This is a genomic window from Porifericola rhodea, from assembly GCF_030506305.1.
GTDB lineage: Bacteria > Bacteroidota > Bacteroidia > Cytophagales > Cyclobacteriaceae > Catalinimonas > Catalinimonas rhodea.
In genome coordinates, this window is sequence record NZ_CP119421.1 from 3,181,476 (window position 1) to 3,198,277 (window position 16,802).

Genomic DNA, 16,802 nt, shown 5'->3' on the forward strand with positions numbered 1-16,802 from the left:
TTTATAAATACCATGAACGGACAGAACAGAAGCGATATACAAATAGGTGATGAGGTAGCAATAGTGCTGAAACAAGACCAGCGTACAGGTAAGCTTACCGAAGGGGTAGTGCAAAACATTCTTACAAAAAGCGCTTTTCATCCGCATGGAATTAAGGTGCGGTTGGAGAGTGGTGCCGTAGGGCGGGTCAAGAAAATTAAATAGCCCAGTAAATATGTAATTAGGTTTAGTCTTGTAAAACCAAGCTGTCTGTCAGAATGACATCAGGTGTGCCATTTTAACCTTTAGCACACCTTCCAAATACCCACTGTACAAGCGTGGCACATAGCTTGAATAGGGGATTTTGAAGCATTTTTTTTATTACATATTCTTAATTTTTTACGGTATGCATCTCTGACCGCTACATATTTGTAGCGGTCTATATATCTCCGATAATAAATTGAAAGACAGGTCGTAGAGGTATGCTTATGATGCTAAGTTCTAACTATGTATAATTTTTCATTTTGCTTAATACTTAATGTTAAACCCAATATTAAAGAAAGGTAATATGAAAATTGCACAGGTTTCACCTTTGTATGAATCAGTTCCTCCTAAGCTTTATGGAGGTACAGAAAGAGTAGTGTCATATCTTACAGAAGAACTAATCCAACAGGGACATGAAGTAACACTCTTTGCATCGGGAGACTCTTATACCAGTGCTCGCTTACAGGGGCATGTAAAAGAAGCCCTCAGGCTTAACCCTAAAGTTAAGGACCCTCTTGCTCACCATATCGTACAACTACAGGAGGTTATAGAGCATAGTGATGAGTTTGATATTATTCATTTTCATACTGACTATCTGCATTTTCCCGTTTCTGCATTATTAAAAAATGCACATATAACTACACTCCACGGTAGAATAGATATACCTGATTTACAGTATGTTTACAATAAATTTAAAGAGCACCCGGTAGTTTCCATTTCCAACTCTCAGCGTATGCCTGTGCCTCAGGCTAATTGGGTGGGTACGGTGTACCATGGCTTGCCACTTGACCTCTATACTCAGGGTAGCGGAGAGGGAGAGTATTTAGCTTTTATCGGTAGAATTTCTCCTGAAAAGCGCCCCGATCGTGCCATAGAAATAGCACGTAAGGCAGGGATGAAAATAAAAGTGGCTGCTAAGATTGATAAAGCAGACGAAGCATACTATAAGCAATCTATTAAAAAATTGATGGCACAACCTCATGTGGAGTTTGTTGGAGAGATTGGCGAAACTGAAAAGAATGAATTTTTAGGTAATGCGAAAGCCTTACTTTTCCCTATAGATTGGCCGGAACCATTTGGTATGGTAATGATAGAAGCCATGGCATGTGGCACTCCGGTCATTGCTTATGAAAATGGCTCAGTACCCGAAGTTATAGATAAAGGTGAGAGTGGGTTTTTAGTAAACTCAATTGAAGAAGCTGTAAGGGCAGTTAATAACATAGATCTTTTAGATAGAACAATAGTTAGAAACTGTTTTGAGAAACGCTTTAGTGCCAAGGTCATGGCAGAGAACTACTTAATGTTGTACCATCAGCTTGTGCCCTTAGCGAGAGCTTCGTACAGTCATACGAAACAGCCTGAAGGGCTTAAACGCGGAGGCCTTCTAGCATCCTAATCAGGATGAGTATTACAAAGTATTGTTTAGTTGTCTCATATCGTAAAGCTGCCGGAAAGTAAAAGCAAGTAAAGCTTTTCTACTACCTCTGGCAGCTATTTTTTAATTAATAATCTAGCATGCTATGAGTAAAGAAGTAATAAGGCTGGATGATAACAAGTACTACATTTCTGCAGACTCTACTTATACGGATGATAGAGTTCATGTACTAAACCATTGTGATAGTTTTGCTATACTGGACAGATGGGGCGATATTATACCCTATGGTAAAGGTACTCAAGGGCTATACTATAAAGATACGCGCTATCTGAGTCATCTAGAGTTTAGAGTAAACGAAGAGCGGCCGGTGCTGCTAAGTTCTTTTGTTAAAGAAGAAAACGAAATCTTATCAGTAGACCAGACGAACCCTGACCTTCAGATAAATGGTAAAAAGCTACAGCAGGGTGATATTCATATCAAAAGAAACCAATTTGTTCGTAACCATCGCTTTCATGAAAAAATAGAGTTGCTCAACTTTAGTAACGAAAGTGTAAACCTTACTTTTTCCCTGCGCATACATAGTGACTTCAGGGATATTTTTGAAGTAAGAGGTCTCCAAAGAGACAAAAGAGGTGAATTTCTAGGTTATCAGTTTGTTGATCAGCATAAACTAATTCTTAATTACCGGGGGCTTGATCAACTACACAGAAAGACTCAAATAGTTTTTTCTAAGCCTTTTCAACGAGTTAGCACAGAGGAGGGAAGAGTTTTTTATGATGTCATATTAAAGCCTAAACAACAAGTACTGCTTGATTATACTGTAGAGTGTGTTTTGGGTGAGGAATCTTACTCTGTATTAGACTATGGTGAGGCCAGAGGAAAACTTTCTCCGGAGCTCGACAAAACAAAAGCTTATTTTCCGACGATATATACCGGCAATGAGCAATTTAACCATTGGGTTAATCGCTCAAAAGCAGACCTTATTTCGCTGATGGCAGATACCCCTTATGGCAAATACCCATATGCGGGTGTTCCCTGGTATAATACTGCATTTGGTAGAGATGGTCTGCTTACCGCTATGCAGAGCTTATGGTTATCTCCTCATTTGAGTAGAGATGTTTTGCTTTACCTGGCAGCTACTCAGGCTACCGAAGAAAACATAAGTTCAGATGCTGAGCCTGGTAAAATTCTTCATGAGACCCGAGGGGGAGAGATGGTAATGCTCAATGAAGTGCCCTTCCGTAGATATTATGGTTCAGTTGATGCTACAGCTCTCTTTGTGCTATTGGCAGGAATGTATCACAAACGAACTGGTGATATCGCTACCATAAAGCAACTGTGGCCAAATTTACTTTCTGCTATGGATTGGATACAAAACTATGGAGATATTGATGGCGATGGTTTTGTAGAGTACCAGCACAAAGCCGCTAATGGGTTAACCAATCAGGGGTGGAAAGATAGTTATGATGCTGTTTTTTATGCTACCGGCGAGCTTGCAAAAGCTCCTATTGCACTATGTGAGGTGCAGGGCTATGTGTATGCTGCCAAGATACATGCTGCTCGCCTCGCAGGGCTACTCGGCAAAAAGGAACTTACCGAAAAATGGAAAAAAGAAGCCATCTCTTTAAAGCAGAAGTTTAATCAAATTTTCTGGGATGAAGAAATGGACTGCTACGTATTAGCCCTTGATGGAGACAAGAAAGCCTGTAGAGTGAAGTCTTCTAACAGTGGGCATTTACTGTTTACTGGTATTGCCGAGGCTTCTAAAGCACGAAAAGTAGCAAAAACACTGATGGCTCCTGATATGTTTAGCGGCTGGGGAGTGCGTACCATCTCCTCTCAGGAAGTGCGCTATAACCCTATGTCGTACCATAACGGCTCTGTATGGCCACACGATGTGGCTCTAATAGCCTGGGGCTTCGCCCGCTACGGAATGCAATCGGAAGTGAACCAATTGCTACGTGGTCTTTTTGATGCATCACTATTTCTTAACCTGCAACGTTTACCAGAGCTTTTCTGTGGGTTTGAAAAAAGGCAGGGTGAAGGACCTACGGCTTATCCTGTAGCCTGCTCTCCTCAGGCATGGTCAGTAGCTGCGGTGTTTATGCTTTTACAATCTACATTGCATATAGACATTTTGCCAGAAAATAAAGAAGTAGTATTTGACCGACCTAGTCTACCTGAGTTTTTACCTTCTGTGAACATTCATAAACTTGCTGTAGGCAATAGCCTGGTAGATCTTGAGATCATTAGGCATGAAGAAGACGAAATGGTAAGTATAAACTGGCGTAATGCACCCGAAGGATGGAAGCTAATGGTAGTGAAGTAGAATGGAGTATAATAGCTTAGCATAAAAAAATCCGCCCTAATAAGGCGGATTTTTATTTTAACTACCTATAACCTCCTTTTTACTTATGCGTCTATTCCTAATCCATAATAATGTATTCCAGACTCATCCTCGTAAATGCCTTGTAGCAAAGCACCTCCTTTTGCTTCTTGCAAAGCCTCAGAAAAATCATCCAGGTTTTTTACAGCTTTTTTATCCACGTGAGTTATAATAAAGCCTTCTCTCATTCGGGTATGACTTCTGAGCTTACCAGCATGTAGTTTGACTACTTGTACTCCACCCTCAATGTCTAATTTTTTAGCTTTTTCTTTATCTACCGGACGAAGTACAGCTCCTAGCTCTCTTAGGTATTCATCAGCTTCGGTTTCTTTAAGAGCAGTAAGCCCCTCTCTGCTTTTAAGCTGTACATCAAATACCTTCTCTTTTCCATAACGATCTACTTTTATTTTTACCTCATCTCCCGGGCGGTGCTGAGCAATTAATTCCTGTAAAGCAGGAGAAGTATAAACATGCGTGCCATTTACCTCCAGGATAACATCCCCTTCTTCAATGCCAGCGTCGTGAGCTGAGCTTTCAGTCATAACGCTATCTACATAGACTCCACGGTTAACCTCTAAATCTTTATCTTTTACTAGCTGACTGTTTACGTCACGAATCATAACACCTAATACGCCTCTTTGTACATTTCCATATTCTAATAGGTCTTCTACAACTTTTCTTACCAGGTTTGAGGGAACCGCAAAGCCGTACCCTGCATAGGATCCAGTAGGGCTGGCAATAGCAGTATTAATACCTACCAGACCTCCATGTAAATTTACCAGAGCTCCACCACTGTTACCAGGGTTTATAGCTGCATCAGTCTGTATAAAAGATTCTACAGCGTATTCTTCTCTCAGAATGTTAATATTTCGCCCCTTTGCACTAACAATACCAGCAGTAACTGTAGAGTTTAAGTTAAGAGGGTTTCCTACGGCCAATACCCATTCTCCTACTTTTACTTCGTCTGAGTCTACTAAAGGAAGTGTAGGCAATTGGCTTGCCTTGATCTTAAGTAGCGCCAAATCAGTAGTTGGGTCTGTTCCAATAACAGTTGCTTTAAAGCTTCTGTTGTCATGTAAAGTGACTTCTACTTCATCAGCATTATCAATTACATGGTTATTTGTTACTATATAACCATCTTCATTGATAATCACTCCAGAACCCGTGCTTCTCCGATACCGCTCCGTTTGTTCCGGTTCCTGTTGTGGAGAACGGTAAGGGTAAAAGAACTGATCAAAAAAATCATCATCAAAGAAAAAATCTCTAAACGGGTCTGGTGACCTACGCCTTTCGTATCTTCTAATTAACGGATCTGTGTCCGCGACTGATGAAGTAATCTGCACAACAGAAGGCATAACTTTTTCGGCGGTCTCAGCAAAGTCAAATGGTGGAGTAGCCCCTGCTATATCATTTGTAACCTGATGTACAGCGGGCATAGACGACAGTTGCTGAATTTTTACCTTTTTCTCTGGGGGTAAAACACCAAAAATATAAAGTAGGCTAATGGTTAAAAGACTGCCTACTACTGATGAAACTAAGATTTGAATACTCCTTTTCATATTAAAACCTCCTTTCATTATAAAAAAGTGAAACTTCAATACTACTATAGCATCATTTCTTCTGGTTGATGTACTTTTGAACGAATGGTTTGCTTTAGAGCTTACTCAGCCATATAATTTAGCTATGGCTTAGTCTTAGTATGGATGGCTAAAGTTCACTACTAAAGCTCCCAATGCTAAAAAAATAGTAATAATGAAAAGTATACTTACAAATATTTCCATGCTCACCAAAAGTTTGTCTAATCTAAACACATTCTGTTTAAAAAGGCCATTACAAAGCATATACCAATATAGAAGACCTGAAAAAGAACAGCATGTTCTTTCCTGCTAACTGACATTTTTACCTGCCACACTTGAATTTTTGTCAGTCTGATCGCTCATAAAACGAGTGTTAAGCTGAGCAGAGATAGTCGAAGAGGAAGACCCTCATAAAATCATAGAAAATAACTACTTTGATATTTTATTAGAATTAACAAACAACCTTACAGGATTATGATAAAGAGACGAGAATTTATGAAGCAAAGCGCAGTGGCAAGTTTAAGCTTATCTTTGTTGCCCTCTGCCTTTTTTCGTGAGCAAAATGCCTATATAGATGAGATAGGCCTACAACTCTACACAGTTAGAAACCAGATGGCACAAGACCCTGCGGCTACGCTTAAAGCGATAAAAGACGCGGGCTATAAGCAGGTTGAAGGCGGAAGCCCCGAAACTTACGGAGAGCTTTTACCTATGATTAAGGATGCTGGCCTGTATTCTCAGAGCTCTTTTTTTAACCAGTCTTACATTACCGATGGGTGGAAGTATCAGGGGCAGGAAGCTCCTAAAAACAGCAGCATTGATGCCGTGATAGAAGAGGCGGAAAAGCATGGGTTGAAATACCTGATATTTGGCTATATGATGAAGCAGGAAAGGCAAAGCATAGACCAGTACAAAACTTATGCAGAGAGGCTAAATAAGGCAGGAGAGAAGTGTGAGCAGGCAGGTATCCACCTTTGTTATCATAACCACTCTTTTGAGTTTGAGCCTATTGAAGGGCAAGTGCCATATGAAGTACTGATGGAAGAGCTAGATCCTAAGCAGGTACAGTTTGAGCTGGATATTTTCTGGGCCAGCCTGGGAGGTTATGACCCCATAAAGCTTATGAACAAGATGAAAGGCAAAATACGACTGCTGCACCTCAAAAATAAGAAGCAGGGCATAGCCGATGAGTATGATGAGGCTAAGGTACCTAAAGATGCTTTTCAGGAAGTAGGCGACGGCGTAATTGACGTGAAAAAGGTACTCAAGCTGGCTCCTAAGGTAGGAGTAGAGCAGTGCTTTGTTGAACAGGATCAATCGCCGGCACCTTTAGAAAGTATTGCGCAAAGTACATCTTACCTCAGGCAGATAAAAGATAAGGTATAAACAGGTGATTATCATAGATAAAAATCCGGTACTATTGCAGACCGGATTTTCTGCTTACCATATATGAGACAAATCTAGTATACCAAGACTTGTCTTTAGCTACTCATTACCATTAATGCTGCGGTTAAGCGCAAACGCAGCGCTGATCAGGCCCAGGTGGGTGAAGGCTTGCGGATAATTACCCAACTGCTCTCCTCTCAGTCCGATTTGTTCGGCAAATAAGCCCAGGTGGTTCCCATAGCCCAGCATTTTCTCAAAGTACAGGCGTGCTTTCTCCAGTTGGCCACCACGAGCCAGACACTCCACATACCAGAAGGAACACATGCTAAAAGTGCCTTCATCCCCTTCCAGACCATCTTCAAACTCCTGATTGTTATAGCGGTATACCAAAGTATCGGTAACCAGCTCTTTTTCTACTTTTTTTAGGGTGCAAAGCCAGCGGGGGTCGTATGGACTGATAATCCTGACCAAAGGCATAAGTAATACGGAGGCGTCAATGACTTTGCTGCCTTTATGTTGCACGAAAGATTCCAGCTCATCATCCCAGAAGTTGTTATAAATATCGTAGTAGATTTCGTCTCTCACTTTTCTCCATTTCTCCCAGGGGTAGGGGAATGAGCGTTTCTCTGCCAGGCGTACTGCTCTGTCCACAGCCACCCAGCACATTACCCGGGAGTAGATAAACTCTTGGGTTTCGGAGCGTATCTCCCATATTCCATGATCTTTCTCTTGCCAGTTATCGCAGACATAATCTATCTGAGGGCACAGTTTCTCCCAAAAATCGTAGGTAATTGGCTCGCCATATTTGTCGTACAGGTAAATGCTATCCATGAGTTCACCATAAATGTCTAACTGAAGTTGGTTGTATGCTCCATTACCTATTCTTACCGGGCAGGATTTTTTGTAGCCCTCCAGGTGGTTTAGTTCTGTCTCATGCAAATCAGATTTACCATCTATGCTGTACATCAGCTGTAGATTATTAGGCTTGTCTATATTTTTCTCAAACTGGGTGCGTATCCATTTCATAAACTCCCCGGCTTCAAAGGTAAAGCCCAGTCTGATAAACGCGTACATGGTAAAGGCAGAGTCGCGTATCCAGGTATAGCGGTAGTCCCAGTTGCGCTCTCCGCCTACACGCTCCGGCAGTCCGAAGGTAGCTGCCGCTACAGTTGAGCCATAGTGGTAAGAGGTTAGCAGCTTAAGTGTAAGGGCTGAGCGGTTCATCATGTCTTTCCACATACCTTTGTAGTTGGACTTTGAAATCCACTTTTTCCAGTAGTTGTTGGTTTCTTTGAAGGTGGTGTCTACATATTGTTTCAGGCTGTTTTTTACATCCTCTTTGTCTCCTTTTTCAGAAACAGCTTCCAGCACAATATTTACCGTATCTTTCTCTTTTAGTGTAAAGTTTGCTACTGCGTCTCCATCCTTCACTTCCATATCAATATCAGCCATTAGGCGGATGTTCCAGTGAGTGCTTTTAAAGGTGATTTCATGTTCATTTATCTGCTTAGCCTCGTGTTCATCTCTGGCATAGTTGAAGCGAGGGGCACAGCACATATTAAAATCAATCTCTCCCCGGATTACAGTAATTTGGCGTATGAGTGTGCAGTTATGCTCCATTTCTTTAACGGGCATAAAATCCAGAATCTCTACCATACCCTCATAGGCCAGAAAGCGGGTAAGCAAAATATTAGTGTCCGGCAGGTACTGCTGCTTGTAGTCTTCATCATTAAGTAGAGGTTCTATAGTAAACTTACCTCCTTTTTTTGCATCCAGCAGAGAGGCAAATATACTGGGAGAGTCAAAACGTGGAAAGCACATATAATCAATAGAACCGTTATTGCTAACAAGTGCTACGGTATGTTGATTACCGATAATTCCATAATGATCTATAGGCTTATAATTCTGGTCTTGTTCTATCATATTCTATTGCATTTCCCAGAGGAAGATGCTTTTGCTTTTACTTAAGATTTCTTCTTTAGCGGTTGATGTATAGTATAAAGCCATGAAAGCCAGAGAAAGTTATAAAGGGTGGGGGGCTACAGTAAAATAATAAACTCAGGGCATAAAAAAAGTCCGGTAGCTGATAGTTTAGCCACCGGACAAGCAGTACTCTTAGTTTTATAGGTTTATTGTACTTGTCTTTGTTGTCTGTGTTTTTTTTCCAATTGTGCCAGGCGGTACTCTGCAGTGCGTCTTGCATGGCTGGAAGGCTGCAAACGGTGTCCTTTGTTTCGGGCATATACCTGGGTGAATTCTGCCCCGAAGATTAGTATAAGGCCTGAGTAGTAGACCCAAAGCATAATGATAATAATAGAGCCTGCGGCCCCAAAAGTGGAGGTAGGGTCAGTTTTTCCAATATAGAAGCCAATTAGAAACTTGCCTATTGTAAACAAAATTGCAGTTAGCAGGGCGCCTACCCATACAGATCTCCATTCTACTTTTGCATCAGGTAACACTTTGAACATAATAGCAAAAAGCACAGTCAGTATACCTAGTGAAAGCATAATCTGGAAAATGTAAAACACAAAAACCGGAAAGTTGGGTAGCTGCTGTTGTATCCATCCACTCATGGCAGAAATGGCAGTGGTTACTACTAAAGAAACAATTAATAGAAAACCTATAGCCACAACCAATCCTAAAGCTGTAATTCTGCTTTTGGCTACTTCCATAATGCCTGAGTCAGGGTCTTGCTCTACTTCCCAGGCATCATTTAGCGATTTTTGTAATTGGTAAAAGACCCCTGTAGCACCGAAAATCAGGGTGGCTACTCCGATAATGATACTCAGTATGGAATTGCCCTGTTTCTTTGAGTTGCTGATCATGGTTTGTATCTGCTCGGCCGCATCAGCACCCAGCATACTTCCCAGCTGCTCTGTTACCTGCTGTTGTATGTACTGTTCACTCCATACTACACTGGCTACGTTAATGACAATAATAAGCAGTGCTGGCAATGAAAAAATAGCGTAGTAGGCGAGGGAAGCACTCTGGCGGAAGGCATCATCACTCTGCCATTCTTTAAATGACTCTTTGAGATAGGAGAATAATTCTTTTGCGTTGCTCATAGTTAAAAAAATTAAAAGGGAAGTTTATATACACTACCATTAAAAAGCATACATCAATTAGCGCGAAGGTGATTAAACAAAGGCCATAGCAGATGCCAATGGCCTTTGTACCGTAGTATGCAATTCTAAATTTTACAGTATAGCTACCCAGCCACCTGCTGCTGAAGCCAAGCCTGATACTACGGCTGTGGCAAATAACCACCAGGCTGCGGCAGCGGCAGTTTTGCGCATGTTTTCAGCCTGCTGTAGCGATTGCTGCTTAGCTTTCTCCAGTCTGCGACTGCTTTCCTGTTCTATCTTATTTGTTATTTCAATCACTCGGTTTTTAGACTCTTCTACCTTATTGCTTAGGTTTTCAATGTCTTTCCGAGAGATTTTCTCATTTGCAGTAAGCAATGAAATAAAAGTCTCCTTATCAAAACTATTCAGTCTGTTTTTAATAATTTCTGGAGAAGACTTAGGATCATTCATCATACGTTCAATATCCCACTTAATAGAATCGTACTGTATTTCTGGTCTCTCTGTGCGTTGCAGGTAATCTCTCAGGCGACTTTCCAGCGCTGAACCTGAATCGGATGCACGCTTTCCAGCAGTGTTCTGAGTCTCCTGGGTTTGCTTACTGGCTTGAGAAGAAGCTTCTCCTGCTTTGTTGGTATACTCATTGGTTTTAGTAGCTACCGTATCTATCGCTTTCTCTACATAAGAAACAATTTTCTCTGCCTTATCATGGTCCATTTTGTTGTGGCTCTCCAATAGAGCAACCATCGTATTACGATCCATTTGCCCGGCACGTCGGCTTACTATTTCCTGAGCGTGGCGAGGGTTTTGGATGATAGCTTCTATATCTTCACGAATAGCATCAGGGTTAACTTCTTCGCGATTGCTATTGCGTAAGTATTCTTCAATCTTCTGTACATAATTATCAATCTCTTCTTCGCTGGCCGGACCAAATTGTGCGGCAAGTTTTTTAGCTTTGTCGCCTTTGGAGTCACCTTCTTTAACAGCAAACTGGGCCTGCTTAAACACATTGCCTAGTTTTTTAACGTCCTGCTTACTCAGGTTAGACTGCTCTGAAGCCAGCTTTAAAAATATTTCTTTTTCACGTCCCTGCACTTCCTCATCGGTATGTTCTTCTATACGTACATCTTTTAAGATATTTACAAAATCCTGCTTTATCTGCTCATAATCAGGAGCTCTTTCTGCAGTCTCTTCCATGCGGTTTACGTACTCATCTATTTTGTCTTTAATGGCGTGCATATCTGTAGCATCGCTCATTTCCTGGCGTACTTTTTCAATAGTATGTTCTGCGATGTTTTCAATTTTGCTAGCCTGAGAGGGTGTAAACATATTTTGCAAAGCCGACATGCTATGCTTAATGCCCGAAAATGCGGTATTGATCAGTGTGCCCATGAGTGAACTTACCGATTTTACTTCAAGGTAAGCCATTACACTAAAAAAAGCAGCCCATATTACTAATCCTAAAGTAATGCCGATCGTCAGATTGCCAACCAGGCTTAGCTTAACTGCCAGCAAACTGGCAAAAAACAAAGCCAGACTAACGGTGACCATACTCCACACCCCCAGGCCGGTACTTACCTTAACGCCTACTGGAGTGCTAGAGTCATCATCTTTAGAAGATCCAGAACTGTCAGAAGATTTGTTGGCTTTCTTTCTGATGTTTCCTACTGCTGAAATACCAGCAGCTACAGATAGTGCTGAGAGTAGCACCTGAAATCCAATTGCTAACAAAACACCAGCCAGTAAACTGATGAAGAATTGTGGCGTAGCTATAACATCGGTTACTACAGGAGATACCTGTGCATATGAGCTACTTATGCCCAAAATGGTTAAGCCCATTGTAAGCATTGAGAACTTAAAAATTTTCATATAAGTCTTAAGAAGTTTGGTAAAAAAAATAGATATAAGTAAGCTTTAAAGGTTTGATTAAGAGTTACCTTCATCCTCAAGCTTCTCTTCCTTTTCTACAGTTTCTGTCTCAGTAACTGTATCAATGGTTACGGTCTTTTCACGAATTTTCTTTTCTACCTCGTATTCTTTTTCTACCGCTACGGTATCTTTTTCCAGGAGAGTTCGCTCGGTGGTTTTTTGTTTGCCCGAATCACATGCACTAAGTGCAAAAAATAAGCATGTTGAAAAAATTGCTGTTAAAATTCTCATAAGTAAAAAGTTTAAAAAAGTAATAAATAGTCCAGACCCATGTCTGAACTTAAACTCTGGCAATAGTCTGTCTACTGCCAGAGTGTTAGTTTAAATCTTTAACAGCTTTCCAAAAGTATTGTTTCTGTATTACTCAATCATTTAAAATTCCGTTGAGCTGAGGGTAAAATGAGCTTTGGCGAATGGCGCTTACTTCTTCAGGAGTAAAGGGGCGTTTATGAATTTCTTTCTTTAATATGCTGGCATACAGATAGCTTTCCGTTTTAAGTGCGCTTAATAAATGAATAAAAAGGTCCTTTTTGGTAAGGTCTTTTACTAAGCCAACTACTTCTTGTCTTTTTGAGTGATTCATAATTAGTCCGATAAAATACTTGTTTTACTTGATGCTTTGTTACTGTATCCACAACGAAAAATCAAGCCAAAATTGCCTTCATCCGCCTCCAATCTCCACCCCTAATATTACATGCCAGAGAAGCTGCTTATCTACTTCTATATGCAGGTAATGCGCTTTTTAAGTGCACTTTCCTTTTGTAGCTAACTCAAAGCCGTATGTATATAATACCTACACTTTTGATTTTTTTCGGCTGCACTTTTTAACTAGTCTTGTAGCTTAATATGTGAGTTTATCACATGTGTATACCCTTTAAATGGGTATTAAATACCATTAATCCTCAGATATAAAACTCCAATAAAGTATGATAAGAAAATTACTGCTGAGTGCCTTTTCGCTAATGCTGAGTTTTTCAGGCTTTGCACAGATAGAATTTGAAAAGGGATATTTTATCAATAATGCAGGCCAGCGCAAAGACTGCCTCATAAAAAATATGGACTGGAAAGACAGCCCTACATCTTTTTTGTACAAAGCATCCGCAAGTGCTCAGGAGCAATCTGCTGATATTGAAGAGGTGAGCGAGTTTGGTGTAGCAGGTTATATCAAATATGTTAGAAGCGAGGTGCAGATAGATCCAGTTTTGAAGTGTCCAGATTGAGTACTAACCGACACCCTGAATATGTCACTGAGACCTTATTTCTAAGACAGATTATAGAAGGCACAGTTGACCTTTACCTATACGAAGAGGGCAACCTACGCAGATATTACTTTAGGGTTGATAAAGAAAAAAAAGAACCTCTCGTCTATAAAAAATATAAAAGGGACAGGGCAACTGTACACGAAAACAATATGTATAAGCAACAGCTTTTGAATGCTCTGTCTTGTGAGGGCTTATCTAAAGATGTACTGGAACGTTTGTCTTACAATAAAGCTAGTCTTAGCAAATTCTATGTAAGATACTATCAGTGTAGTGGTGAAAATTATGTGCATTATGATGCTAAGATCTCTCGTGATCTTTTCAACTTTAGGGTAAGGCCTGGCCTTAAAGTAAGCTCCCTGAGTATACAAAATTATGTTTTAGGAGGTGAAGAAAAACAGTTTGGTACAAAGCTGAACTACAGACTAGGTGCTGAGCTGGAATTTGTGATGCCATTTAAAAAAGGTAAATGGGCTTTAGTAGTAGAGCCTACCTATCAGCAATATTACGGCGAAGAAAATGTGGACAATAGAAACTCAACAGCCGAATACAAATCAATAGAGTTGCCATTTGGGGTGAGGCATTACTTTTTTCTGAACGATCAGGATAGAGTATTGCTTAATGTGAGCTATGTTATAGATCAAAGTTTCAATTCTAGTATTAAGTTTGAAAGTAGTACTTATCTGGATGTTCTAAGCCGAAATAATATCGCGATAGGTGCTGGAGTGTTGTTACGAAATAAGTTTATGTTAGAGTTGAAATATGATAGTCCTCGTCATATACTAGGCGGTTACTCATACTGGGATTCTAAGTATTCATCTTTTTCGTTTATTCTTGGCTACCAGTTGTTTTAGGTATACAGACTTGTTGCAGCATAGGGAAAGTAGTATACTTGGAGAAAAACACCCTTTTGGTGTCATTAACAACTTAAATTTATGTTTTCCAAGTATCTACTCCTGCTGCCATTCGTAATAGCTTTTTTATCCTGCACCTCTTCCAGCCCTACTACCGAGCAAGCCTCACCTGAGCCTTCTACTCCCAATGTAGTCATTATTTTTACTGACGATCAGGGCTATCAGGATGTTGGTTGCTTTGGTTCCCCTGATATTCAAACTCCACATCTGGATCAGATGGCTAAGGAGGGAATAAAGCTAACTGACTTCTACGCCGCTCAGGCGGTTTGTTCTGCCTCCCGTGCGGCTCTGCTCACCGGCTGCTACCCCAACCGTTTAGGGATACATGGTGCGCTGATGCCCAATGCCAAAATTGGCCTTAACTTATCAGAGACGACTATAGCCGAAATGCTCAAAGCAGAAGGTTACGCCACAGCTGCCTATGGCAAATGGCATCTGGGCGATGCCCCTAAGTTTATGCCTACGCGTCAGGGTTTTGATGACTATTTTGGTATCCCTTACTCTAATGACATGTGGCCGCTGCATCCTCAGCAGGGGCCTGTGTATAACTTTGGGCCTTTGCCGCTTTACGACAATGAGCAGGTTGTTGACACCCTGGAAGATCAGTCTATGCTCACTACTCAGATTACAGAAAGAAGTGTGCAATTTATTCAAGAAAACAAAGAGAACCCCTTTTTCCTTTATGTGGCGCATCCACAGCCTCATGTTCCGCTTTTTGTATCTGACAAATTTAAGGGAAAATCAGAAAGAGGTCTTTATGGTGATGTGATTATGGAAATAGACTGGTCGGTAGGGCAGATTTTACAGGCTCTTAAAGATAATGGACTAGACGAAAATACACTGGTAATATTTACTTCTGACAATGGCCCCTGGCTATCTTACGGTGAGCATGCCGGAAGTGCATTACCTCTTCGTGAAGGTAAAGGTACAGCTTTGGAAGGTGGACAGCGCGAACCTTGTATCATCCGTTACCCTGGTCAGCTGGAAGCTGGTAAAGTAATAGATGTGCCTTTAATGACTATAGATATTCTGCCAACTATCGCCTCTGTAACTGGAGCGCAGCTACCCAATCAGAAAATTGATGGCAAAAACATATGGAGCGTGCTAAAAGGCGAAACAAAAGAGAGCCCGCAGGAAGCTTACTTTTTCTATTATAAAACTAACGAGCTGCATGGGGTGCGCTATGGTGACTGGAAGCTTTACTTTCCGCATACCTATCGTTCCCTTAATGGGCGAAAAGGAAGAAATGACGGCCTGCCGGTTAATTATGAGCAATTAGCTTTTGAAAACGTGGAGCTATACAATTTGAAAGAGGATATCGGAGAAACTACTGATGTTGCGGAGCAGCATCCTGAAATAGTAGCCAAAATTAAAGCACTAGCTGATGAGATGCGAAAGGACCTGGGAGATCGGCTTACTGGTATAGAGGGGCAGGGAGTACGAGAAGCAGGCCGTATAGATAGCTGAGCCTGTTGCTAAAAAAGTATAGAAACCTCCTCAGTACCAATATGATGGCTTACTGAGGAGGTTTTTATTTTCTAAAAATGAATACCATTAGGGCCTACACCTACAGCATAAGTTTCTAATAGATTTCCGTCGGCATCGTAGTGCAATAAGGTGCCTTCTCCCTGAAAAGAATTACTGTTACCTACATAGAGGGTGTTGGTAGCTGGGTCGCTGCCTACCATATAAAAATGCTCACCACTAATCAAAGCTTCCGCTTTGTCAGTAGCATCCTCATTAGACACCTGGTATACCACGGTGGCAGTTGCTGGCCAGGGCTCCGCACCCACAAAGTAGATCATATCCAGCTCATCGTTGACATCAAACTTACCAGTCGTATTAGTACCACTCACATCAATTGTAGTTTCTATGGTATCATCTTCAGTATCTATTTCCAGAAACTGAGCAGCGGCACCACCTACACTTACCCATAAGTCATCTTCTTCTAACACAAATCTTACGGGGCTTCCGTCTAGTTCCAGCACTTTCTCTACTTCATCGGTATTTGTATTGATGATGCTGAGCTTATTAGTGTAGCTATTTGCCACATAAACTTTATTGTCTACGGCGATAATATCTTCCGGGCCGTCTTCTGTATCTATGTACTTGATAATGCTATAGTCGTCAAGGTCTATTACTGCCACCTTGGACTCAGTAAGCTGCCAGCTATCATTAAATGGTCCCCAGACAGAAACATAGGCTTTGTTATTGGCTACGGTGAGGTAGCGGGGGCTAATTAGGCTATCATCTTCTATAGGAGCGACTTTAGCTTCAAAAGAACTGGCATCTACCACTTCAATTTTGCTGGAAGCATTACACACAATGAATGCTGTGTTGCCAGATATACTTACCGACTGTACACTAGCCTCCAGCTTGCGTGGAGCGTTTGCTTTGGCAAAAACGGTGTTGTTCACCTCTTTGGAGTCACGGTTAAAGAAGCTGATAGAGCCATTTCCACCCCCATAATTACCTTCATTGGAAATAATTATATCACCTCTAAAAGAATCTGAAGGTGAATCGTCCTCACAGGCCATGCTTGCCAGGAGCAGTACAGTAAGCAAAAAGTAGTTGGATAATTGTTTGAATGAAAACATCGGTTTGGTCATGAATGTGTATTAAATGAATGTTACAATGAAAACTCTATAGT

General features: G+C 41.1%; 14 protein-coding genes. 7 read left to right on the forward strand and 7 right to left on the reverse strand.

The window, feature by feature from the left end:
• Nucleotides 1-12 precede the first annotated feature (12 nt).
• From PZB74_RS13015 to PZB74_RS13025, 3 genes are all read left to right on the forward strand, one after another.
• Nucleotides 13-204: a YwbE family protein gene (locus PZB74_RS13015; RefSeq protein ID WP_302236668.1), complete on the forward strand. Its 192-nt coding sequence runs from the start codon at nucleotides 13-15 to the stop codon at nucleotides 202-204.
• A gap of 343 nt (nucleotides 205-547) precedes the next feature.
• On the forward strand, nucleotides 548-1,639 hold the full coding sequence (locus PZB74_RS13020) for a glycosyltransferase family 4 protein (protein ID WP_302236670.1): 1,092 nt from the start codon (nucleotides 548-550) through the stop codon (nucleotides 1,637-1,639).
• Between the two features lie 124 nt (nucleotides 1,640-1,763).
• Complete coding sequence (locus PZB74_RS13025; RefSeq protein ID WP_302236672.1) at nucleotides 1,764-3,947, forward strand: amylo-alpha-1,6-glucosidase; 2,184 nt, start codon at nucleotides 1,764-1,766, stop codon at nucleotides 3,945-3,947.
• 83 nt (nucleotides 3,948-4,030) lie between these two features.
• Here the strand turns inward: PZB74_RS13025 and PZB74_RS13030 are convergent, their stop codons facing one another.
• Nucleotides 4,031-5,563: a Do family serine endopeptidase gene (locus tag PZB74_RS13030; RefSeq protein ID WP_302236674.1), complete on the reverse strand. Its 1,533-nt coding sequence runs from the start codon at nucleotides 5,561-5,563 to the stop codon at nucleotides 4,031-4,033.
• A 492-nt stretch (nucleotides 5,564-6,055) separates the two neighbouring features.
• Between PZB74_RS13030 and PZB74_RS13035 the strand changes: the two genes are divergently transcribed.
• Nucleotides 6,056-6,967, forward strand: coding sequence for a sugar phosphate isomerase/epimerase family protein (locus PZB74_RS13035; protein WP_302236676.1), 912 nt, complete (start codon nucleotides 6,056-6,058; stop codon nucleotides 6,965-6,967).
• Nucleotides 6,968-7,066: 99 nt separating this feature from the next.
• Here the strand turns inward: PZB74_RS13035 and PZB74_RS13040 are convergent, their stop codons facing one another.
• The 5 genes from PZB74_RS13040 to PZB74_RS13060 form a co-directional block, all read right to left on the reverse strand.
• The gene (locus PZB74_RS13040) at nucleotides 7,067-8,890 is read right to left on the reverse strand and encodes a glycoside hydrolase family 15 protein (RefSeq protein ID WP_302236678.1); all 1,824 of its coding nucleotides are present in this window, start codon (nucleotides 8,888-8,890) and stop codon (nucleotides 7,067-7,069) included.
• 206 nt (nucleotides 8,891-9,096) lie between these two features.
• A complete protein-coding gene (locus PZB74_RS13045; protein ID WP_302236680.1) occupies nucleotides 9,097-10,032 on the reverse strand; it encodes a YihY/virulence factor BrkB family protein in 936 nt (311 codons plus the stop codon).
• A 132-nt stretch (nucleotides 10,033-10,164) separates the two neighbouring features.
• Nucleotides 10,165-11,919 (reverse strand): hypothetical protein, encoded by a 1,755-nt coding sequence (locus tag PZB74_RS13050; protein WP_302236683.1) that lies wholly within the window; start codon nucleotides 11,917-11,919, stop codon nucleotides 10,165-10,167.
• A gap of 57 nt (nucleotides 11,920-11,976) precedes the next feature.
• Complete coding sequence (locus tag PZB74_RS13055; protein WP_302236685.1) at nucleotides 11,977-12,210, reverse strand: hypothetical protein; 234 nt, start codon at nucleotides 12,208-12,210, stop codon at nucleotides 11,977-11,979.
• 133 nt (nucleotides 12,211-12,343) lie between these two features.
• Nucleotides 12,344-12,562, reverse strand: a complete 219-nt coding sequence (locus PZB74_RS13060) for a hypothetical protein (protein WP_302236686.1) — start codon at nucleotides 12,560-12,562, stop codon at nucleotides 12,344-12,346.
• A 343-nt stretch (nucleotides 12,563-12,905) separates the two neighbouring features.
• Between PZB74_RS13060 and PZB74_RS13065 the strand changes: the two genes are divergently transcribed.
• The 3 genes from PZB74_RS13065 to PZB74_RS13075 all read left to right on the forward strand — a co-directional run bounded on the left by PZB74_RS13065 (nucleotide 12,906) and on the right by PZB74_RS13075 (nucleotide 15,619).
• Nucleotides 12,906-13,199, forward strand: coding sequence for a hypothetical protein (locus PZB74_RS13065; protein ID WP_302236687.1), 294 nt, complete (start codon nucleotides 12,906-12,908; stop codon nucleotides 13,197-13,199).
• Nucleotides 13,196-14,092, forward strand: coding sequence for a tRNA modification GTPase (locus PZB74_RS13070; RefSeq protein ID WP_302236688.1), 897 nt, complete (start codon nucleotides 13,196-13,198; stop codon nucleotides 14,090-14,092). Before PZB74_RS13065 ends, PZB74_RS13070 begins: the two co-directional genes overlap by 4 nt.
• A gap of 81 nt (nucleotides 14,093-14,173) precedes the next feature.
• Nucleotides 14,174-15,619 (forward strand): sulfatase family protein, encoded by a 1,446-nt coding sequence (locus tag PZB74_RS13075; protein WP_302236691.1) that lies wholly within the window; start codon nucleotides 14,174-14,176, stop codon nucleotides 15,617-15,619.
• Nucleotides 15,620-15,690: 71 nt separating this feature from the next.
• Here the strand turns inward: PZB74_RS13075 and PZB74_RS13080 are convergent, their stop codons facing one another.
• On the reverse strand, nucleotides 15,691-16,749 hold the full coding sequence (locus tag PZB74_RS13080) for a YncE family protein (RefSeq protein WP_302236693.1): 1,059 nt from the start codon (nucleotides 16,747-16,749) through the stop codon (nucleotides 15,691-15,693).
• Nucleotides 16,750-16,802 lie beyond the last annotated feature (53 nt).